The 20,634-nt window shown below is 65.0% G+C and carries 21 protein-coding genes; 9 read left to right on the top strand and 12 right to left on the bottom strand.

Annotated features, from left to right (window positions below; genetic code table 11):
• The first annotated feature begins 41 nt into the window (after window positions 1-41).
• A complete protein-coding gene (locus A5686_RS03180; RefSeq protein WP_067930953.1) occupies window positions 42-2,651 on the top strand; it encodes a sugar epimerase family protein in 2,610 nt (869 codons plus the stop codon).
• Here the strand turns inward: A5686_RS03180 and A5686_RS03175 are convergent.
• The 9 genes from A5686_RS03175 to A5686_RS03140 all read right to left on the bottom strand — a co-directional run bounded on the left by A5686_RS03175 (window position 2,648) and on the right by A5686_RS03140 (window position 9,970).
• Window positions 2,648-3,883, bottom strand: coding sequence for a cytochrome P450 (locus A5686_RS03175; protein WP_067930950.1), 1,236 nt, complete (start codon window positions 3,881-3,883; stop codon window positions 2,648-2,650). The two genes, A5686_RS03180 and A5686_RS03175, sit on opposite strands and share 4 nt — an antisense overlap.
• A 62-nt stretch (window positions 3,884-3,945) precedes the next feature.
• Window positions 3,946-4,362, bottom strand: coding sequence for a hypothetical protein (locus A5686_RS03170; protein WP_067930947.1), 417 nt, complete (start codon window positions 4,360-4,362; stop codon window positions 3,946-3,948).
• A gap of 9 nt (window positions 4,363-4,371) precedes the next feature.
• On the bottom strand, window positions 4,372-5,430 hold the full coding sequence (locus tag A5686_RS03165; RefSeq protein ID WP_067930944.1) for a dihydrodipicolinate reductase: 1,059 nt from the start codon (window positions 5,428-5,430) through the stop codon (window positions 4,372-4,374).
• A 13-nt stretch (window positions 5,431-5,443) separates the two neighbouring features.
• Window positions 5,444-5,884: a hypothetical protein gene (locus tag A5686_RS03160; RefSeq protein ID WP_067930936.1), complete on the bottom strand. Its 441-nt coding sequence runs from the start codon at window positions 5,882-5,884 to the stop codon at window positions 5,444-5,446.
• Window positions 5,885-5,897: 13 nt separating this feature from the next.
• The gene (locus A5686_RS03155) at window positions 5,898-6,623 is read right to left on the bottom strand and encodes a hypothetical protein (protein WP_231986266.1); all 726 of its coding nucleotides are present in this window, start codon (window positions 6,621-6,623) and stop codon (window positions 5,898-5,900) included.
• Entirely contained in the window at window positions 6,620-6,748 is a 129-nt protein-coding gene (locus A5686_RS28170) for a hypothetical protein (RefSeq protein WP_255353594.1), read from the bottom strand. Before A5686_RS28170 ends, A5686_RS03155 begins: the two co-directional genes overlap by 4 nt.
• A 15-nt stretch (window positions 6,749-6,763) precedes the next feature.
• Window positions 6,764-7,573, bottom strand: a complete 810-nt coding sequence (locus A5686_RS03150; RefSeq protein ID WP_067931011.1) for a CbbQ/NirQ/NorQ/GpvN family protein — start codon at window positions 7,571-7,573, stop codon at window positions 6,764-6,766.
• A 22-nt stretch (window positions 7,574-7,595) separates the two neighbouring features.
• Entirely contained in the window at window positions 7,596-9,134 is a 1,539-nt protein-coding gene (locus A5686_RS03145) for a nitric oxide reductase activation protein NorD (protein ID WP_067930929.1), read from the bottom strand.
• 188 nt (window positions 9,135-9,322) lie between these two features.
• Window positions 9,323-9,970 (bottom strand): hypothetical protein, encoded by a 648-nt coding sequence (locus A5686_RS03140; protein ID WP_197520462.1) that lies wholly within the window; start codon window positions 9,968-9,970, stop codon window positions 9,323-9,325.
• Between the two features lie 392 nt (window positions 9,971-10,362).
• Between A5686_RS03140 and A5686_RS03135 the strand changes: the two genes are divergently transcribed.
• On the top strand, window positions 10,363-11,466 hold the full coding sequence (locus tag A5686_RS03135) for a dihydrodipicolinate reductase (protein ID WP_067930927.1): 1,104 nt from the start codon (window positions 10,363-10,365) through the stop codon (window positions 11,464-11,466).
• 10 nt (window positions 11,467-11,476) lie between these two features.
• Here A5686_RS03135 and A5686_RS03130 read toward each other — a convergent pair whose 3' ends face one another.
• On the bottom strand, window positions 11,477-12,076 hold the full coding sequence (locus A5686_RS03130; RefSeq protein WP_067930924.1) for a TetR/AcrR family transcriptional regulator: 600 nt from the start codon (window positions 12,074-12,076) through the stop codon (window positions 11,477-11,479).
• 208 nt (window positions 12,077-12,284) lie between these two features.
• Here A5686_RS03130 and A5686_RS03125 point away from each other — a divergent pair, with 208 nt between their 5' ends.
• The 4 genes from A5686_RS03125 to A5686_RS03110 all read left to right on the top strand — a co-directional run bounded on the left by A5686_RS03125 (window position 12,285) and on the right by A5686_RS03110 (window position 15,816).
• Complete coding sequence (locus A5686_RS03125; RefSeq protein ID WP_067930920.1) at window positions 12,285-13,073, top strand: SDR family NAD(P)-dependent oxidoreductase; 789 nt, start codon at window positions 12,285-12,287, stop codon at window positions 13,071-13,073.
• Between the two features lie 64 nt (window positions 13,074-13,137).
• The gene (locus tag A5686_RS03120; protein WP_067930917.1) at window positions 13,138-14,220 is read left to right on the top strand and encodes a dihydrodipicolinate reductase; all 1,083 of its coding nucleotides are present in this window, start codon (window positions 13,138-13,140) and stop codon (window positions 14,218-14,220) included.
• A gap of 13 nt (window positions 14,221-14,233) precedes the next feature.
• A complete protein-coding gene (locus A5686_RS03115) occupies window positions 14,234-15,052 on the top strand; it encodes a mycofactocin-coupled SDR family oxidoreductase (RefSeq protein ID WP_067930914.1) in 819 nt (272 codons plus the stop codon).
• A 143-nt stretch (window positions 15,053-15,195) separates the two neighbouring features.
• A complete protein-coding gene (locus A5686_RS03110) occupies window positions 15,196-15,816 on the top strand; it encodes a hypothetical protein (RefSeq protein ID WP_067930911.1) in 621 nt (206 codons plus the stop codon).
• A gap of 12 nt (window positions 15,817-15,828) precedes the next feature.
• On the opposite strand, the gene A5686_RS03105 is transcribed toward A5686_RS03110, so the two are convergent.
• Entirely contained in the window at window positions 15,829-16,458 is a 630-nt protein-coding gene (locus A5686_RS03105; protein WP_067930905.1) for a TetR/AcrR family transcriptional regulator, read from the bottom strand.
• Between the two features lie 92 nt (window positions 16,459-16,550).
• Between A5686_RS03105 and A5686_RS03100 the strand changes: the two genes are divergently transcribed.
• Together A5686_RS03100 and A5686_RS03095 are read left to right on the top strand one after the other, a co-directional pair.
• Window positions 16,551-17,774 carry a cytochrome P450 gene (locus A5686_RS03100; protein ID WP_082947448.1) on the top strand — a complete coding sequence of 408 codons (1,224 nt, stop codon included), beginning with the start codon at window positions 16,551-16,553 and terminating at the stop codon, window positions 17,772-17,774.
• Between the two features lie 36 nt (window positions 17,775-17,810).
• A complete protein-coding gene (locus A5686_RS03095) occupies window positions 17,811-18,782 on the top strand; it encodes an SDR family NAD(P)-dependent oxidoreductase (RefSeq protein ID WP_067930902.1) in 972 nt (323 codons plus the stop codon).
• Here A5686_RS03095 and A5686_RS03090 read toward each other — a convergent pair.
• Window positions 18,772-19,446, bottom strand: coding sequence for a hypothetical protein (locus A5686_RS03090; RefSeq protein WP_067930899.1), 675 nt, complete (start codon window positions 19,444-19,446; stop codon window positions 18,772-18,774). The two genes, A5686_RS03095 and A5686_RS03090, sit on opposite strands and share 11 nt — an antisense overlap.
• Window positions 19,447-19,525: 79 nt before the next feature.
• On the opposite strand from A5686_RS03090, the gene A5686_RS03085 reads away from it, so the two are divergent.
• Window positions 19,526-20,634, top strand: a 1,109-nt coding sequence (locus tag A5686_RS03085; RefSeq protein ID WP_231986265.1) for a carboxylesterase/lipase family protein, incomplete at its 3' end; no start/stop codon positions are given.

The raw sequence follows: 20,634 nt of genomic DNA, 5'->3' as shown, positions 1-20,634 counted from the left end.
CGTAGCGAATGAGGAGCGGCGCAATTGAGTGAGGGCTCTTTGTGAGAATCGCGGTCACCGGCGCCAGCGGCGTGCTCGGCCGCGGTCTCGCATCCCGGTTGCTCAGTCAGGGCCACGCCGTTGCGGGGATCGCGCGGCATCGCCCGGAAAGCTGGCCGAGTGCGGTTGATTTCGTGACAGCCGACATCCGCGACGCCGATGCGGTCCGACGTGCCCTGGCCGGCGCGGACGTCGTCGCGCACTGCGCATGGGCAACGGATCCCGGACGCGACGGAGAGATCGCTCGGCAGGTCAACATCGGCGGCACCCGCAATATTCTCGACGCGATGGCCGAAACCGGGTCCAGGAGAATCGTGTTCGTATCGTCGGCACACGTGTACGGCGGGGGAGAAGCGCCGAAGACCGAACACGACGCCACGGCCCCGGTAACTGCCGAAGGCCGACTCAACGCCCAGACCGAACGGATGCTCGCGGAATCGGGCGCGGAATGGGTCGCGATCCGCTCCGCGTTGATCCTGGGGCGCAGCGTCGACAACTGGTTACGCCGCCTGCTCGCATTGCCGGCGTTGCGCGACCGGTCGGGTGATCGGCGCCTGCAGGTCGTCCACCTCGACGACGCGCTTTGGTTGTTGAACAGGGCAGTCGTAGAGACCGAAATCATCAGCGGTCCAGTTAATCTCGCGGCGCCGGGGTGGCTGACCTTCCGGGAGCTCGCCGACGCGCTGCGCCGCCCGGTCGCGCGGCTGGGCTTCGACCCGGCAGAGCTGCGGCTGGTGCAGGGCGCCCCGCTGATGGACACCTCGCTGCTGGAAGCAGAGTGGAAATTCCGCCCAGCGTGGGAAGCCGGCGAATGTGTCCAGGACTTCGCGCTGGCGGTGCGCGGCCGGGTCACCGTGGGCAAGCGGGTGGTATCGCTGCCGTGGCGGCTGGCCCACATTCAAGACTTGCCCTCGGTCGACGCGCCGAGCGACGACGGCGTCAAGCCCAATTGGGCGGGCGTAGAAGGGGATAACGGGGAGTTCGACACGCCGATCGATCCGCGTTTTCCCACCTTTCTGGCCACCAATTTGTCCGAGGCGTTGCCCGGTCCGTTTTCGCCCGCGTCGGCATCGGCGACGGTGCGCGGGCTGCGGGCCAGCGCCGTGTGCGTCGCCGAACGGTTGCGGCCCGGAGGCACGATCCAGCGCGAAATCGCGATGCGCATGGTCGCGGTGTTCGCCCACCGGCTGTACGGTGCGATCACGACCGCGCACTTCATGGCCGAGACGGTGCCGTTCGTTAAGCCCACGACGGTGGTGAGCAACAGCGGGTTCTTCGGCCCGAGCATGGCCGCCCTGCCGATCTTCGGTGAAGAGCATCCGCACGCAGATACCGGCCGAATCCGCAAGCAACTGCGGACGGTTCGCAACATCGGGGTGTTCGGCGTCAACCTGGTCAGCCTGTCGGCAGGCGCGCCGTTGGACACCCGCGAGTTCGTCGCCGATGTGGATCGCCTGGAACGCTTGACCGAAGGCGACCTCACTCGGCTCGACGATCGTCGGCTGCTCAGCCTGATCTCGCTGGCGCGTGACCAGGTAGTGCACGGCTGGGTGCTGGCGGCGGGTTCGTTCCTGCTGTGCGCCGCTTTCAACGTGCTGCTGCGCGGGCTGTGTGGGCGAGACATCGCCGCGCCAGCTGGGCCGGAATTGGTCAGCGCGCGTTCGGTCGAGGCGATGCAGCGGTTGGTCGTCGCCGCGCAGCGTGATCCGAAAGTGACGGCATTGCTGGCCGAACCGGGGGCCAGGCTGGACAAGCTCGCCGTCGAGACACCGCAATTCCATGCCGCCCTGCTGGACGAGCTGACGCTGATCGGGCACCGAGGCCCCGCCGAGCTCGAGATGCTGTCGACCAGCTACGCCGACGATCCCGAGCTGCTGGTCCGGATGGTGACCAGGGCGATGAGCGCGCCGTCCGCGCCACAACCGGAGCGGCCCCGGATTCCGTTGCATGCCAAGCCTATTGCGGCGCTGGCCACCCAGCAACTGCGCGACCGTGAAGTTCGCCGCGACAAGGTGGTTCGCGCGAACTGGGTGCTGCGCACGCTGCTGCGCGAGTATGGGCGTCGGTCGGTCGAGGCGGGGATCTTCGATGCCGACGATGATGTCTTCTATCTGCTTGTCGACGAGCTCGATGCGCTGCCTGCGGATGTGGGCGCGCTGGTGGCCAGGCGCCGGGCCGAACAACGTCGACTTGTCGCGGTGGCGCCGCCGACGGTCTTCAGCGGAAGTTGGCAGCCGACCGCGACCGCGTCGGCGGCGCTGCCCAGCGGGGGCACCCTGCGCGGTGTTGGCGTGTGCGGGGGCCGGGTGCGCGGCCGGGTGCGCATCGTGCGGCCCGAAACCATCGACGACCTACAACCCGGTGAGATCCTCGTCGCGGAGGCGACCGACGTCGGCTACACCGCGGCCTTCTGTTACGCCGCGGCCGTCGTCACCGAACTCGGCGGCCCGATGTCGCACGCCGCAGTGGTGGCCCGCGAATTCGGCTTCCCTTGCGTGGTGGACGTCCAAGGCGCTACCAAGTCGCTGCCGTCGGGCGCCCTCGTCGAGGTCGACGGCACGACGGGCGAGATTCACGTGCTCGAGCTTGCCGCCGGCGAAGCGTTGAGCTAGTCGAACTCCATCTCCAGATCGACCGGCCCGCTGAGCCCCAGCATCGGTTTCCAGCGCGCCGGTGCGACGCGGCGAGGGTTGGTCATGCGCCGAGCGAGGACCTTGAGTGCCCCAGCGAGCTCCGTTCGGGCGAGATTGGCGCCAAGGCAATAGTGGGCGCCGCCGCCGAACGTCAAAATGGGCGGCGGGTCCTCGCGGGTGATGTCGAAGCGGTCCGGGTGCGGATAGACCTCTGGATCGCAGTTGGCGGCAAAAGTATTCACCGAAATGAAGGTGCCCGCCGGAAAGGTGTAATCGGCGAAGGTGACGTCCTCGAGGACGGTGCGCAACGTGGTGCAGACCGCAGGCGAATGGCGCATGCATTCCTCGACGGCCGGCATCGCAAGGCCGGGATTGTCGCGGAGCATCGCCAGCTGAGCGGGGTGATCACACAGCGCGTGCATGCACGCGGCCAGTTGATTGCGGGTGGTGTCGGTGCCGGCGCTGAGGATGCTGAACGCCAGCATGCGCATCTCCGCGTTGCTCAGCCGGTCGCCGTCGTCCTGGGCGCGGATCAGTTCGGAGATCAAGTCGTCGGTCAACCGGCTCCGCCGTTCGGCGATCATGTTGTCGATGTAGGCGTCGAACTCGTCCCATGCCCGCATCACGATGTGTTGTTCGTTCGCCAGGTCGGAGTCGAACCTCACGATCTTGAAAATGTCCTCTGCCCATAGGGAAAACTGCTCCCAGTCCTGGGGAGGCGCGCCCAAGAGTGCGCAGATGATCGGGATCGGGTATGGCCGGGCGACGTCGGCGACGAAATCGCATCGGCCTTCTCGGCCATCTGAGGCGACCCGGTCGATCAACTCATTGACCACCGCTTCAATGGTGTCCTCCATGCGCACGGACGCCCGCGGCGTGAATGCCTTGGACACCAGACCGCGCAGCCGCCGATGTTCCTCGCCCTCCATGCCCAAGATGGTGCCGAGCACCCGGTCATAGAGCGGGCCGGACGTTATCCCGCGGGCCGTCATGTGCATGCCGGGCGGGAAAACGAACCGCGGGTCGCGAAGTATCCCGCGGGCGAGTTCGTAGCCAAGCACCTCGGGTCCCAGTGGCCCGATGGCTATCGGTGACCGCTTGCGCACCTCGTGGATGCGCGGGGCGACCTCGTGCACGGTGTCGGTGATGTCGTAGTGCAGTGCCGGGAGGTCGGCATCGAAGACGCCAGGTGCTGCGGTGTCAACGCTCATCGTGTCCTCCTTAGGCCGAAATCAGCTCGGCCGGTAGCGCTTTGGGGCCATACCGTCTCGCATCACGGAATATTGGTCGCGAGGAACGTCAGTGGCAGGCCCAGGATCGACACGTCGTTTTCGTCGAGATAGGTGCCCTCACCCTCCATGTGCTGCCGAAATCGTGTGGTCGCGCCGTAGCGGCCGGCGACGGCGTCGCCGGCCGCAGCTTCCGGGACTCCGATGACCACGGTGAACACGCCGTCGCCGTGACGCTCGAGGAACTCGGTCACCGAAACGGCCACCTCGCCGGTGGATCCCGGGATGGGGCTGATCAGCTCGATGCCCCGACTCCAATCGAGGTGGATGTCGAGACCGAGCTCGGTTAGTTGCAGGGGCTCCAAGACGAATCCGAGATCGCTGAACATCTGCGCCGCGGCGGCGTGTCGCTGCGGGGCGATGGCGAACACGACGTGGTGGAGGGAGGGTCCTTCAGGCATCGGGTCCTCCTATCGTGAATTCGCGCGGAGGACGCCGCGCGGAAGTAGCAGGGGCAGGTCGTTATAGGTGACGATGCCGGGAGCTGCGGCGACGACGGCGGGTATCGCGGTGATCGCCGGCATCGCGGTGATGGTCAGCCCCAGCATGATGTAGTCGTCCAGCGTCTCGCCCGCAAAGTCCGGCGGCGGAAGGAAACTCAGCGTGGTCTTGATCGTCGGCTGGCCCTGCACCTCTATCGTGTAGCCCATGTCCAGCGGCCAATCCGGGTCCAGCGATTGCCCCTTGCGCCATCGTCCGCGGATCTCGATGACCTCCCGATCTCCGACAATTCCCTTCCAGCGGACGTCCACGCCGGCCACGCACCCCTTCTGGATCGTCCAGTCGCCGGGAAGACGGAGTTCGTCGGTGGTTTGGGCGTATTCGGCTTCGCAGCGCACGTCGTCCAGCTCGGCACCCAACGCGTCGGCGATCAGCAACACGCCGTCGCGGAAGATGCCGGAGCCCTTTTCGGTGATGGCCGCAAGGTCCGGGTGATCGATGGGATAGCCGAAGCCCATGGGTATTTCGGTTGCGGGTGAGTTGTAGATGGTGGTGTCAACCGATTCCAGCATCGAGACCTTGTCCACTCGGTCCGAGAGCCCCGCCGACACGATGGCGAACAACTGGATGAAACCGGGGTTGATGCCGCTGCCGAAGATGGTCGATCCACCGTCGTGGCAGGCCTGCGCGATGCGTTCTCGTCCTACGCCGAGGAAGTGGCCGGTGATGAAACCGGCGGTGCCCACGACGTTGATGCCGGCGCCGAGGATACGGACCAGCTCGTCGACGTCGGCGAACATCGGGTTGTAGACCACGCAGTCCGGCTTCAGTGCGAGCAGTGCGTCAATGTCGTTGGTGGCCTTGATGTCAAGCGGTTCGATCCCGCACAGCTCGCCGACATCACGCCCCGCCTTCTCCGGCGACCAGGCGTAGCATCCGACCAATCGCAGCGTGGGGTTGGCGGCTATCGCTTTGACCGAGCTCTTGCCGACGTTACCCGTCGTCCACTGGACGACCCGGTAGGTCAACGGGCCGACCCCGTCATGGGTGTGACGCCGCCTGGTGTTGGGCCGCTTGACGGGCCAGCCTGTCGTTGTGGATCTTGACGAGTTCACGAAAACCCAGCCGGTGATATTTCGGTATCGGCTGGATGCCCCACACGTCCTGTGCGGTCGGCTTGCCTTCGGCGCCCTCGGGCGGTCCGAACGGTGGATACGGGTATTTGCATTCCAGCGTGTCGTTGGAGTATCGGATCTTGAGCAGCTCACTACAAATCTGGGTGAGGCTCAGCGTCGGGTATCCGTAGTAGACGGCCATGAACGGCAGCGTGAAGGCACCCTCGATCACCAGGGCCACCAGGCACACCAACACGGCACGCTTGATCCATTTGTGCATCCGCGCGTAGTACAGCGTCGTCCCCGGTTCGAGAGCTGCGCTCGGGTCGTTGTCTTCGGTGGTCGACGATGCGGAAGGACTGGTCATGGCACGCTCCTTGCTAGTCGGAGAAGATTTCGCGATTGACGGTGTGCAGGTAGGGGATGGCCAGGAACGGGGTGATGTAGAAGATGTCGTAGAGCCACCAGCCGATCACCGGGAAGACGACACCGGCATATCGCACGTCGGCGAACATGGTCATGTTGAAGACGTAGGCCGACCAGATCACCACGCCCATCCAGCAGGTGATGACCATCCACTGATGACCCCAGCGCTTCATTTGTAAGAACCCGATGGCCGCCGCCACCCGCATCGAGAAGACCGTCAGGATCAGGCCGGCGACATAGGCTTTCTCGCCAGGCCCCGCTGCGCCCCCGACCCACAGCTCGTTGTAGTGCCAGAAATAACCGGCGTCGAACATGTTGCCCCACCCGACCATCAGGACGCGGTTGATCAGCGTGTGGTTGGCCACCAGGTCCAGGGCCCAGCCCAGGCTGTTGAGCATCCCGTCGATCAGCACCAGATAGCCGATCAGGGTGACGATCATGGGCCGGACCGACAGGCCGGCGCGCAGCGCCTGGCGCTGTAGCCATACCCCACGCATGAAAATGGGAAATCCGATCAGGCCCGGCGCCCACATGCCCATCAGCGCGGCGCCGGCGACCATCCACGTGTCGGCGCGGCGCTGAGCTCGGCGGGATTCTTCGTGGTGATCCTCGAGGCTTACCGATTCCTCGGAGCTGGCTGGTATGCCGTCCGAATGTCGTTTCAGCAGAGGTATGTTCACAGATCCCACCATCCGCGGGCAAACGACATGTAGAGCTGGATGCCGAACATCACGAGCAGGTAGCCGTAGATGAAGATCTGGAAGACTATGAGCGCCCTCTTGCGCTTCTCCTCCTGTCGGTCCATGCCGGTTGCTCCTTTCTAAGAACTGCTTGATGCGGCGGACGTATTCGAGCTGCCGAGGCTGGCAGCCGCGACTTCGCGGAGCCCGTCGGTGACCGCACCCTCGGTGCTCAGCGGCGCGAGTATGCATGCGTCGGCCGCATCCAACTCGGTTGCGCCGGCGGCTATCAACTGCGCAGCGGTAACCAGTACCCGGGTGGACGGCGGCTCGAAGTGGAAGGCTTGGTCAGCGGTGCGGATCGCGACGGCGCATGCGACCAGCCGTCGCGCGGTGGCCAACGGGATTCCCGATTCGGCGACGATCACCTCGGCCTCACGGCCCGGCGGCAGATAGTGCATCGCCAGCGTGGCGAACCGTTGCCGGAACGAGGGTTTGAGCTCCTTGAGTGAGCTGCGATAGGCGGGGTTGTACGAGCACACCAGCATGAACTCCTCGGGCGCTTGCACGACCTCGCCGGCGCGGTCGAGGTAGAGCGAGCGCCGGTGATCGGTAAGCGAATGCAGGATGGCCAGGGAGTCGTGGCGGGCCTCGACGACTTCGTCGAGGTAGCAGATGGCGCCGGCTTTGACGGCCCGGGTCAGCGGGCCGTCGGTCCAGACGACATCACCGCCCGTGACCATGAAGCGGCCGACGAGATCGGAGCTGGTGAGGTCGTCGTGGCAACTGATGGTGACGACGGGCCGCTGCAGCAATGTGCCCATGTGCTCGACGAACCGGGTCTTGCCGCAGCCGGTGGGGCCGGTGAGCATCACCGGGATACGTCGGTGGAATGCCTGCTCGAACAGCTGAACTTCGTTGCCGTTGGCGAAATACGTGTCGGTGGTCATCTCTTCCTCAGCGGGTCGGCGTTCAGGCGGCGACCAGTTCACGGTGGACATGGGCCAGTACCCGGGGCAGCTCCTCGATGCGCCGGATACGCTGCGACCGCCGGGGCCCGAACACCTCGGGTAGGGGATCGACGCGGGTGGGTCCAACACCCACGTAGTAGATGGACACCCCGGCCTGGTTGGCCTCCTCGACGGCGTGCGCGGCGTCGGCCCAGGCATACCGGCCTTCGTACCCTTCATCGGAGATCAGGCCGTCACCGATAACGATCAGCAGGCGGCGCTCGGCGGCCTGCGCCAGCAATCGGTTCGTCAAATGGCGCAGGGGCGCACCGAGCCTGGTGTATCCGCCGGTGGACAAGCCCAGCCGGCTCGGCGGTACGAACCGGCGGTCTTCGAAGTCCTTGAGGCAGCGAACTTCGACTCGATGGCGAGTGTTGCCGGTGAAGACGAAAACACCATGTCGCTCACGTGCCAGCGTCATTGCACGCGAAAGCGCATCGGCACAGGCCAATTCCAGCTGAAAAATGCGGCCGCCATGCACGCCCAACGACGAACTGCCGTCGAGCAGCAGCGCCGTGGTGACATCGCGGCTGCCGGGCAGCAAGTCGCGGAATACCTTGGGCTCTTTGGCCTCGCCGGTCACCAGGTCGATGTAGTGGCTCACGTATTGGTCGACATCGAGGTCAGAGCCGTCTTCGAGGCGATCCGTCATCGCGCGGTGCGTGTGCTCTTCGAACCACTTGCGCACGTCGACGGCCACCGGCACTGGGCGGCGGGCGTGCCGACCGTCTTCATGTTCGGCCCGCTCTATCAAGGCGACGTGGTCGCGCAGGAATCGCTGTGTCCACATGTTCCATTCGGGATAGGGGATCCCTGGCCGATGTTCGGGTGTGACGTCGAGGTCGTTGTCCTGCGGCCGGCTCGGCGGCGGCAGGTTGGGGTTGCGGACACCCCCGTCGCCCCCGACCGGAACCGAATATGGTCGCGGCATACGTTTCTGCGTCGTGGTCCAGGGCATCCTGCCGAAGCTGCGTCGCAATTTATCGGTTAATCCCTGCGGCGCCGTGTACGCCCACGGCAACGAGCCCAGCAGCGGATGAATGGACAGTTCCTGGCCCGTGGCCGCCAATAGGATTGCCCGCTTGAGCATTTCGTCGCCGGCCAGGTCGCCGGATTCGGTGGGAACGTCGGGCAGGAGTCGTCGGACCTCCGGGAGCAGGCCCGGCCAGCGCGTGGCGATCCAGCCGAGGGCGACGCCGGCCTCGACGAGCGTGAGTGCACGCAGCTCGCGGGCGGAGAGCTGGTTGAGGCGATACTGCGTGACGCGTTCTTTCGATGGTGAACATTGCAGGGCCACACCACATGTCAGGGTCCTGCGCGTCCAATCGGTCATCGCAGGATAGGGGACGTGAACGAAGGTGAGGGCTGGATTCAATCCGAAGCCACGCCGGTCGCCGGTGACCAGCCGGATGCCTTCGCGGCGTTGGTCGCTCAGCGCGACCGCCGTCACCGAGCAACCCCGCTCCAGCGCCATCGCTTGACCGTCGAATTGTTCAACCATCGGTCGATTTCCGTGCGTCGCGGCAACCCGCTTGACTGCTCAGAACGTGCCGATGTTCGAGAACAGCCAGTACCAGAACCAGATGATCAGTCCGGTCCCGCCCCACGCGGCGACGTAGCGAAGGATCTCCCACAAATAGCCCATGATGTGACTTCCTCGGTGACGTAGTGGATTTCAGCCCGCGCATTTCAGTCGGAGAACAGTTCGCGGTTGACGGTGTGCAGGTAGGGGATGGCCAGGAACGGGGTGATGTAGAAGATGTCGTAGAGCCACCAGCCGACGACCGGCAGCACGACGCCAGCGAAGCGCACGTCGGCGAACATGGTCATGTTGAAAACGTAGGTAATCCAGATGACCACGCCCATCCAGCAGGTGATGACCATCCACTGATGACCCCAGCGTTTCATCTGCAGGAAACCGATGGCCGCGGCGATGCGCATGGTGAAGACGGTCAGAATGAGGCCGACTTCCAGTGCTTTTTCGCCCGGGCCCGCCGCGCCGCCGACCCACAGTTCGTTGTAGTGCCAGAAGTAGCCGGCGTCGAACATGTTGCCCCAACCGTTGAGCAGCACGCGGGCCAGCAGGGTGTGGTTCGCCACCAGGTCAAGGGCCCACCCGACGGTGTTGATGGCGGCGTCGATGATGACGAGATAGCCGAGCAACGTCACCAGCATGGGCCGAACGGACAGGCCATCTCGTTGGGCGCGGCGCTGCAGGCGAACTCCCCAGAGAAACAGCGGCAACCCCAAGACGCCCAGTGCCGCGGTACCGATCAAGAGACTGCCCGATACGAGCCACTTATCGGCCTGGCGCTGCGCGAGGTGCGAGCGTTCCATGTGTTCGTCGATTGTCAGACTCGCCTGCGCGGCGCCGCTGGAGATTGCGGCGGAGTCATCGCTGCCGGCATTGCGCTGGTGCAGCTTCGGCAGATTCACAAACCCTCCACGTCTCCTGATTGGGTCAGCTTGTGCACTATAACAGGCTGACTGTAGTCAGCAGAAGGCCTGTGAATCATCTAGTGCAACCAACGGAAAACGGAACCGGCTCGCGTCAGTTAGTCCGACGTGTTTGATGGAATAGCTGCCGGATTCGAGTCCGGCCCCCCGCAGTCCGCGCTGTTTGGCCACTACGACTGACATAAGTCAGCTTGATAACCGTTGACATGCTGTTCACAGGGTGCCTACGCTCAGCGAGCGCTCAGTCGTTGCGGCCATGCAAAGGAGTAGCAATGGCGCTCAAATCGCCGGCCGGGAAGAAGTATCGTGTAATCCAGTGGGGCGTAGGGAATGTCGGCACGATTGCGCTCCGTCATTTCGTACACAACCCTGCCTATGAATTGGTCGGGGTGCTGTGCAATCGTCCGGAGAAGGTGGGCAAGGACGCCGGTGAGCTCTGCGGCAAAGCGCCGACCGGGGTGCTGGCTACGACCGACAAAGCCGCCATCGAGGCACTGGACGCCGATTGCGTGTTTTATGCGCCGCTATGGTCTGACCCCGATGAGGTGTGCCGCCTACTGCGCGGGGGCAAGAACGTCGTCGCGTCCGGCGGTGCCTGGTGGTATCGAACCGAACACAGCAAGGCGGACATCGACAAGATCGATGCCGCCTGCCACGAGGGTGGGACGTCGTTTCATGCGGGTGGTGTCAACCCCGGTTTTGCCGGAGACCTACTCGTGCTGACGCTGGCCCGAATCGTCAGTCAGATCGACACCATTCACATCTACGAGGTGGTGAACTTCGGTCGGGACACGTTGAAGTACCTGTATGAGATGGGAATGGGCAGCGATCCGGCCGGGTTCGAGGACGGCCCGAACCTGTTGGGACAAGCCTGGCCATTGTTCGCACAGTCGATGGCAATGGTTGTGGAGGGGATGGGTAAGACGGTCGAGAGATACACGACGGAGGTGGAGCTGGGGCACGCCACGCGCGACATTCCCTTCGAAGGGGGAGAGACCAGCGACATGCCGGGCTTCAAGGGCGTGATCAAGAAGGGCACGGTCGCTCGCCAGCATCACAAGTGGACGGCTTGGGTTGAGGGCAGGCCCCTTGTGATCTTTCATGAGATATACACGATGGACACCTTCGATGCCATTGAGCCGCAGGAGGATTGGCCTCAGCATTACCACTACCGCATAGTGATCGAGGGCGACTCGTCCACCGAGCTGATCCTGCAGGGCGCGCAAGACCCGAACGGCGGTTACGCGCTGCCCGGCTATACCTGGACCGCGATGGGCCCGGCGAACGCCATTCCCGCGGTCTGCGACGCCCCGCCGGGGTTCATGTCCCACAAGGAACTCGGGCTGATGCCGCTGCGTGGCGTGATACGGCCCTGACGCGGCCGTGTCATGGTTTCAGGCTGCGCAAGGTCCTCGCGACATAGTCTTTCAGCAACGTGTGACCGGTCGGCCAGTGGTTGGTGGTGATCAACAGCGCATAGAGACCCAGCAAGAAGAACACCGCACTGTTCATCGGATTGACGTCCGCATCCGTCTCGCCGCGTTCTTGGGCCTGCGCGATCTCCCGGGCGACCAAGACGATCAGCGGATGATCCCTGCCGTCTTCGGTCTGCGGACGAGTTTGGGAGAAGTGCAGCGCGAGAAAGTCATTGAAGAGCCGATCGCCCAGGCGGCGTTCCAATCCGACGACCAACCGGACCGCCTCGTTCAACGCCGCAGCGAGGTCGTGTTTGGACTTCAGGAATTGCGCGAACTGCTTGGCGATTCGGTCCTCTTCGCGGCGCTCCAGCTCGAGCAGCACGTGCTCTTTAGTGGGGAAGTGGAAGAAGAAAGTCCCGTGGGCCACGCCTGCGGCGGCCACTATGGCCCCCACGTCGGCCTGGGCCATCCCGGCGCGGGCGAACTCGCCGATCGCGGCGCCCATCAGTCGCTCCCGCGTCTGCAGTCGCTTAGCTTCTCGTGCCGACAGCCGGTCTGTCACAGCCATTGCTTCCCTCACGGTTGACCTGACTCATGCCAGGGTTTCGAGGCTAACCCGACCAGTATGCCGCGTCTCGGCGAAAAAGGCTCGCAGAACTTGTCATTGTCAGATGCCACCCTCCTTGACGGATATCTGTTCTCGAGATTCGTTGACTTTAGTCAGCAACCTCCATAGATTGAACGCGCACCACACCGCACATCGGAGGAGAGCCGGCATGGCATTGGAGCAGTTCAGGCTGGACGGACAGGTTGCGATCGTCACCGGAGCCGGCAAGGGTGTGGGCGCGGGCATCGCCCGGGTGCTGGCGGAGGCGGGCGCCACCGTGGTCGGGACCGCGCGGACCGAGGCGGATATCGTTGGCACCATTGAGGGTATCGAGGCCGCGGGCGGCAAGGGGCTGGCACTCGTCGCGGACGCGATGCGTCGTCCGGATTCAGAGCGGGTCGTCAGCACGGCCATGGAGCGCCTCGGCCGCATCGACATTCTGGTCAACAACGTCGGCGGGTCGACCTACGCGCGATTCCTCGACATCACCGACGAAGACTTCCGGCACACCTTCGACTGGTGTGTGACGTCGGCCTTCATCATGAGTCAGCTTGTGGCGCCCCACATGCTCAGCGCCGGACACGGTTCCATCATCAATATCTCGTCGGGCTCGGCACGTTTCGGCATCCGGGCGCTGACCGCCTATTGCGTTGCCAAGGGCGGCCTGGAAGCGCTCACCCGCGCAATGGCACAGGAACTCGCCCCGAAGATTCGCGTCAACGCCATCGCCCTGGGGTCCTTCGCCACCGACGGCCTGAAGGGCAGCCTGGATCTGATGCCCGGCTCATTGGAGAAGATGCAGGAGGCCACCCCGCTGCATCGGCTGGGCGACGTCGAGGATCTCGGACGGCTCGCGGTGTACCTGTCCACCCGCGACTGTTACGCGACCAACGCGACGTTCCACGTCGATGGCGGCATCGACTCGAACAATTCGCCGCTGCCGATACCCGATTATTGACCTGCGTTGTGTTTGAACGCGTCATGATGGGTCATCACCCACCGCCGGAAAAACGAGGGTAACCATGCGCAGAGTGATTCAATTCTCCACCGGCAATGTCGGCCGGCATTCGTTGCGGGCCATCATCGGCAGGCCAGACCTCGAACTGGTCGGCGTCCACGCGGCCAGCGCGCAGAAGGTCGGTCAGGACGCGGCGCAGCTGTGCGGACTGGCAGAACCGACCGGCATCGTCGCCACCGACGACATCGACGCGCTGGTCGGCCTGGGCGCCGACTGCGTGGTTTACACATCGCAAGGTGAGACCCGGCCGATGGAGGCCATCGAGCAGATGTCGGAGTTCCTCGCGGCCGGTACGAATGTCGTCGGTACGTCGATGGTCTGGCTGGTCACGCCGCGGCACGCCGATGATTGGCTGCGGGAGCCGCTGGAGCGTGCCTGCGCGGCAGGCAACGCCTCGCTCTACGTCAATGGCATCGACCCCGGTTTCTCCGGCGACACGCTGGTGCACTCGGCGGTCAGCCTGACCACTCGGGTCTCTTCGATCACGGTGCAGGAGATCTTCGACTACGGAAACTACGATGACGCCGAGTTCACCGGCGCCGCAATGGGGTTTGGAACAACGCCGGACGACGATTCGCCGATGATGTTCCTGCCCGGCGTGATCGTGTCGATGTGGGGAGGCCAGGTCCGCAGCCTGGCGGACCACCTCGACATCAAGCTCGACGACGTGCGTCAGCGCGTCGAACCGTGGTACACGCCGCAACGCATCGACTGCACGATGATGACGGTCCAGCCGGGGCAGATGGCCGCGGTGCGCTTCGCCACCGAGGGCGTGCGCGACGGCGAGCCGGTGATCACCCTCGAGCACGTCACCAGGCTCACCACCGCGGCGGCACCCGACTGGGAGTTCCCGCCCGACGGTCACACCGGTGTTCACCGTGTCGTCGTGGAGGGGGAACCGCGGGTGGAAATCAACACCCACGTTTCCCATCCTCTGTTCGATTCCACCGATGCCGGCTGCATTTCGACGGCCGGCCGCGTGATCAACGCGATCGACTGGGTGTGCCGCGCGCCCCAAGGCCTGATCGGGGTAGAGGACATTCCGCTGTCCGCGACGATGCGCGGGTTGATGTGGAACGAGCGGTAGCCGGATCCGTGGTATGACAACATCACCCCCGGGACGCGTTGCCGGTAAACGCATTCTGATCACCGGCGCCGCCCGCGGCATGGGGCGCAGCCACGCGCTGCGGCTTGCGCAGGAGGGCGCGGACGTCATCCTGCTCGACATCTGCGAATCCCTGCCGCACATCGAATACCCCCTGGCGACAAAAGATGACTTGGCCGAAACTGCCGAGTTGGTAAGGGATTTGGGTCGGCAATGCGTGAGCGGCATAGTCGATGTTCGCAACGAGGCGCAATTGCGGTCCGCGGTCGATGCCGGCGTCGACGAACTTGGAGGTCTCGACGGTGCGGTGGCCAATGCCGGTGTTCTCACGGTGGCGCCCTGGGACCGGACAACTGCCGACCAGTGGCGCACAGTGGTTGACGTCAATCTCATCGGGGTGTGGAACACCTGCGCGGCAGCGATACCGCACCTGCTCAACCAGGGCGCAGGCAGCCTGGTCAACGTCAGCTCGGCGGGTGCCGTCAAGGGATTCCCACTGCAGACGCCCTACACGGCGGCCAAGCACGGGGTCGTCGGCTTGACGCTGGCGTTGGCCAATGAACTGGCGGCACAGAATGTGCGCGTAAATACCGTGCTTCCCACCGGTGTCCCTACCGGGATGGTTCCACCGTCGTTCGGACCCCTCTTGGGTGAGCAACGGTCCGATCTGATCCCCATCTTCGTGAATGCGATGCCCACACCGGCCGTCGAGTGCATCGACGTCAGTAACGCAGTGCTGTTCCTGCTATCAGACGAATCCAGGTATGTGACGGGGCTGGAGTTCAAGGTCGACGCGGGAGTGACCATCAACTAGCACCTGCCTCGAAGCGCAAAATCGCGTCAAGCCCATAGGCTGGGCCGCAGATGACCATTCGTTCGTCGGCCGAATTTCGTGTGTCGCGCTGCCTACGCGCGCGGTAAGGGATACAAATAGCTGACTTCTAAAAGGAGAGCCTTATGAATACGGTGCGGATGTCCGCGCTCGGCTTGACGGCTACCGCGGTGCTGATCGGCGCGACGGTGATGGGCTGCAGCGGGGACAAGAGTTCCACGGGATCATCGGGTTCGGCCTCGTCATCGCCAACGTCGTCGAGCTCCGCGACCAGCGCGCCACCGGGAGCGCCGGCGGACTACAGCCATCTGCTGATCAAGCCCGGCGACGTCGGCCCCAATGCCACCGCCGACGGGCCGCCGAGCCAGAATCCCAGCGGCATCGCCGGCGTCGGACAGGTTTTCAAGAACCCCGACGGCAAGCGCACCATCATGGACACGATCGCGGTGTTCCCCGACGCGGCCACGGCCACCCAGACCGCGGCGAACATGCGCGATGTCGTCGGCAAGAAGGTCAATGGCCAGCAGCAGCCCATCGACGTCGGCGCAAACGGGTTCATGGTGATCGGCCAGGGAACCGACCCGGCCAACCCGATGGAGATCTCCGAGGCGGTGTTCGTTGTGGGCAGGACCATGGTCGACCTCGAGTCCGACTGTGTCATCGGCAATCCCACGCCGGCCGATGTGATGCTCGATCTCGCCCGTAAGCAAGAGGCCGCGGTCAAAGCGGGCTTGCCGGCTGGCTGATCCGTCAGGAGATCACAGGAGCCAGCCGTCCGGCTGCACCTCATAACGCAAGGCGGCGGCCGGCGGCAGCGGCCGCCGTTCGTTGACCGATATCGCGTCGATGACCAGGGCGACATAGCGCCGCCAACCATCGCTGCGCGCATCCATGGTCGATAACACGCTGAAAAGCATCGCGACCAGGCGGGGCAGATCGTCGGTGACGAGGTCGGCGCGGATGCTGCCGGCTCGCTGGCCCGCGCGAGCGAGCTCGCCGAGCGCGGCGTTAAGCGACACCGAGATGTCGGACGTGAGTGATCCGGCCCGGCGCGCGGCGGTCAGCAGGCTGTGTTCGCGCGCCCCCAGCGAGATCGCCGCTTCGATCAGTTGAGTGAGGCCGTGCAGCGGATCCTTGGCGAGGCGGGCGCTGTCGATCACCGGGGTGAGGTCCTCGGCGATGCTTTGATCCAGGGCAGCGCGCACCAGGTCGGCCTTCGCCGGAAATCTGCGGTAGAGGGTCCGCTCACCGACGCCCGCACGGCGCGCGACGGCCTCCACCGGGGCATCGGGCCCCAATTCGCCATACACCTCGCGCGTCGCGCGCAGGATGCGCTCGACGTTGCGCGCCGCGTCGGCCCGCAACGGCCGGTCCTCGACCGCGGTCATGGCGACAGCCTAACTGACGGTTGACTGCCAACCCCCGTCGCTTTACGCTCTACAACTGGCAGGCAGCTGACACTTAATGGGAAACGCGGGTTATGCCAATATCATTCGATACTTCTGACTCCCGCTCCGATGCTGGTCTGCCGGTGCTGCCCATCCCGCGGCCGGCGACCTGCCCGCTCGCGCCCCCGCCCGAGTTCGCGGATTGGCGGGATCGGCCCGGGCTGCGGCGGGCGATGTTCCAGGGCAACCCGGTCTGGGTGGTCAGCCGCCACGAGGACATCAGGGCCGCGCTGGTCGATCCCCGCTTGTCCGCGAAGACCATTCCGGACGCCATCTTGCCGAGGGACGGCGACGACAACGTCGCGGTGATGTTCGCGCGCACCGATGATCCCGAGCATCACCGGTTGCGTCGCATGATGACGAGCAACTTCACCTTCCGGCGGTGCGAATCGATGCGGCCGCACATTCAAGACATGGTCGATCACTATCTCGGCCAGATGATCGACCACGGTGCCCCGGCCGACCTGGTCCGCGAATTCGCCTTGCCGGTGCCGTCGACGGTGATCGCGCTGCTGCTGGGGGTGCCGACCGACGACCTCGAACTCTTCCAGTTCAACACCACGAAGGGGCTTGACCAGAGATCCACCGACGAGGAGAAAGGCAAGGCCTTCGGCGCCATGTACGCCTACATCGAGGAGTTGGTGGAACGCAAGGTGCGCGAGCCCGGCGACGACTTGATCAGCCGCCTGGTCACCCAATACGTGGCGACCGGCCAACTCGACCGCACCACCACGGCCATGAACGCCGTGATCATGATGCAAGCCGGCCACGAAACCACCGCCAACATGATCTCGCTGGGAACGGTTGCGCTGCTGGAACATCCTGATGTCTTCGAGCGACTCGGCCAGACCGACGACACCGCGGTCGTGGCGAACATCGTCGAAGAGCTGATGCGCTATCTCAGCATCGTGCACACCCAGGTCGACCGGGTTGCGACTGAAGACCTGGTCATCGGCGGTCAGCTGATTCGCACCGGGGAGTATGTGCTGATGAGCTTGGCCGCCGGGAACTGGGACACCAAATTCGTCGACAATCCCGAATCCTTCGACGCCGACCGAAACACCCGCGGGCACTTGGGCTTCGGGTACGGCGTCCATCAATGCATCGGGGCGAACCTTGCCCGCGTTGAAATGCAGGTCGCGTTCACTACGTTGGCGCGCCGACTGCCTGGACTCAAACTGGCGGTGACACGCGAACAACTGAGATTCAAACACGCCAACATCTACGGCATGAAAGAACTTCCGGTGGGTTGGTGACGATGGTGGGTTGGTGACGATGGTGGGTTGGTGACGATGTCGGTCGACCAGTTGCGATTCGACGGCCAGGTCGCCGTGATCACCGGCGCGGGAAACGGTCTGGGCAGGCAGTACGCATTGCTGCTGGCGTCGCGTGGCGCGCGCGTCGTCGTCAACGACATCGGCGGTTCGGTGACCGGGGACGGCTCCGACGCCGCGGTCGCGGGCGCCGTCGCCGGCGGGCTCCGCGACCTCGGCGGTGAGGCGGTCGCCGACTGCCACAGCGTCACCAGTCCCGAAGGCGCGCAGGCGATCATCGACACCGCCCGGAAAGCCTGGGGCCGAGTCGACATCGTGATCAACAACGCTGGAATCGTGCGCGACGCGCCGTTGGAGGACATGACCGCCGAGGAGTTGGAACCCTTGTTGGATGTGCATTTGAAGGGCGCCTTCTACGTGACGAGGCCTGCGTGGAAAGCGATGTGCGAGCAAGGGTATGGCCGCATCCTCAACACCTGTTCGGCAGCCGGAATATTGGGCGCTGCCGGCATGAGCAACTACGGCTCGGCCAAGACGGGATTGATCGGCCTGACGCGCGTTCTCGCGGCCGAAGCCGCCGGCCGCGACATCAAGGTCAACGCCATCGCCCCGATCGCGTATACCCGCATGCTTGCGCACTGCGTAGACGGTGCCGCGCGGCCCGACGATCCCGCTGCGCAAGCGGTGCTGGATGACTTGGTCACTGCGTACCTCCAGCGACTGGATCCGGCATCGGTGGCTCCCGTGGCGGCGTACCTGGCCCACCGGGACTGCCCGGTGTCGGGGGAGATCTATACCGTTGGGGCAGGCCATGTCTCACGGTTCTTCATCGGCCGGACAAAGGGCTTTTACCGCCCCGGATTGTCCATCGAGGACGTGCGCGACCACCTGGACGAGATCCGCGACGAGGCCGGCTATACCGTGCCGGGCGGAACCGCCGACGAGATGAGCGAGCTGTTCGCGACCATCATGGCCGGCTTCAGCAGCTGAACGCCGCGCCGACACCATCCGGGGGTGGTGTCGACTTCAGGCAGCCGAACGGCTCGATGCCGGCGGGGCTGAATTTGGCCGCCGACTGGTGGGCGTAGTCAACGCAATACAGGCCGGTTTGGTCCGCGCGACACCGGTAGTCGCCAAAAGATAGCGAAGCTCCGTTCGGGAGTTCTTCTCCGTTGCCGTTGATGAACGGACCGGGGTCGGCCCGGGCGGATCCGACCTGCAGGTTCATCCCGTCGAAGCTGATCCAACCGCCTTGCCATTTCCCGTAGACCGTCGCGGGCGCCGGCGGCGGGTTGGTCAGGCTTACCAGGCAGGCCAGCGCGCCACCGGTGTGCTTGGCATCGGTCATGCAGGAGACCTTGCCCGCCATCGCCGTCAGTGCGATGTCGTCGCCCAGTGGCGTGGCCACCCCGTCGCGGGTGGCCGTGTGGAACCGGCCTGGGTCGGCGGGCTGACCGGCCTCGATCCATGCGATGACGTCGGAGATTGCCGAACCCGCGGCCGGCGCGGTGGATGGTCGGGGTGGTGTGGTTCCCGGCGACCCGGTGCCGGTGGATGTCTGGGTGGTGGTTCCGGTGGGTTCCGAATGGCCGCCGGTGCCGTGGGAGCACCCGGCGACTAGTAACGACGCGGCGATCAGCGCAGCTATCCGCATTCAGTCAGGCTAACCGCCGCGCCGGGCAATTAAGGCGCTGCGCGCGCGTTACGACCGTCATGTCGGTTACCGTCGGGTTATGCATGACCGCACTGTCCGCGCACGCACGGCCATCGGGACGGTCGAAGGCTTCACCCGCGACGGGGTCACTCGTTGGCGGTCGATCCCGTATGCCCGACCACCGGTGGGAAGCCTGCGCTTCCGTGCGCCGCAGCCGGCCCAGCCGTGGTCGGGCGTCCGGCACTGTCATGGCTTCGGCAACTGCGCGCCCCAACAGCGCCGCTACACCCTGCTCGGCATGTCGGGTTTGGGAGGCCGCTACCAGCCGATGAGCGAGGACTGCCTCAACCTCAATGTCGTAGTGCCCGAGGGCGCGGCCGACGGACCGCTGCCCGTCATGGTGTTCATCCACGGCGGCGGCTATTTCCTGGGCAGCTCGGCGACGCCCTTGTACGACGGCGCGGCCCTGGCGCGCCGAGGATGCGTGTACGTGTCCGTGAACTACCGGCTGGGTGCACTAGGGTGCGTGGACTTTTCGTCGCTCTCGACACCCGAGCACACCATCGAGAGCAACCTGTATCTGCGCGACCTGGTGCTGGCGCTGCAGTGGATTCGCGACAACATCGCGGGCTTCGGCGGTGACCCGGACAACGTCACCATCTTCGGCGAGAGCGCGGGCGCGTGCATTACCGCTTCACTGCTGGCGGTGCCCGCCGCCGAAGGCTTGTTCGCCCGAGCGATCTCGGAAAGCCCGGCGTCGGGCCTGGTGCGGTCGAAAGAGGTTGCGGCGGAGTTCGCGAATCGCTTCGCCAACCTGCTCGGGGTGCGTAGGCAGGACGCCGCCAGCGCACTGATGCGGGCGTCCGCGGCGCAATTGGTCAAAACCCAGCACCGATTGATCGACGAGGGCATGCAGGACAGGCTGGGCGCCTTCCCGATTGGCCCTGTCTTCGGTGACGACATCCTGCCGATGGATCCGGTCGAGGCCATGCGACGTGGCAAGGCGCACCGAGTCCCGGTGATCGTGGGGACGAATGCCGAAGAGGGACGGTTGTTCACCCGGTTCCTGGCGATGTTGCCGACAAACGAGACGATGGTCGAAGAGCTGCTGGCCGAGCCGGATGCAGGCCTCCCGGTCGGGATAGTCGGGGTATGCGGCGGTAATGCGTTCGCGGATCGCGGGATCCG

It is taken from the genome of Mycobacterium sp. E2479 (assembly GCF_001667925.1).
Lineage (GTDB): Bacteria > Actinomycetota > Actinomycetes > Mycobacteriales > Mycobacteriaceae > Mycobacterium.
Note: the sequence above shows the minus strand (reverse complement) of the source record. Positions and strands in the feature narration are given on the sequence as shown.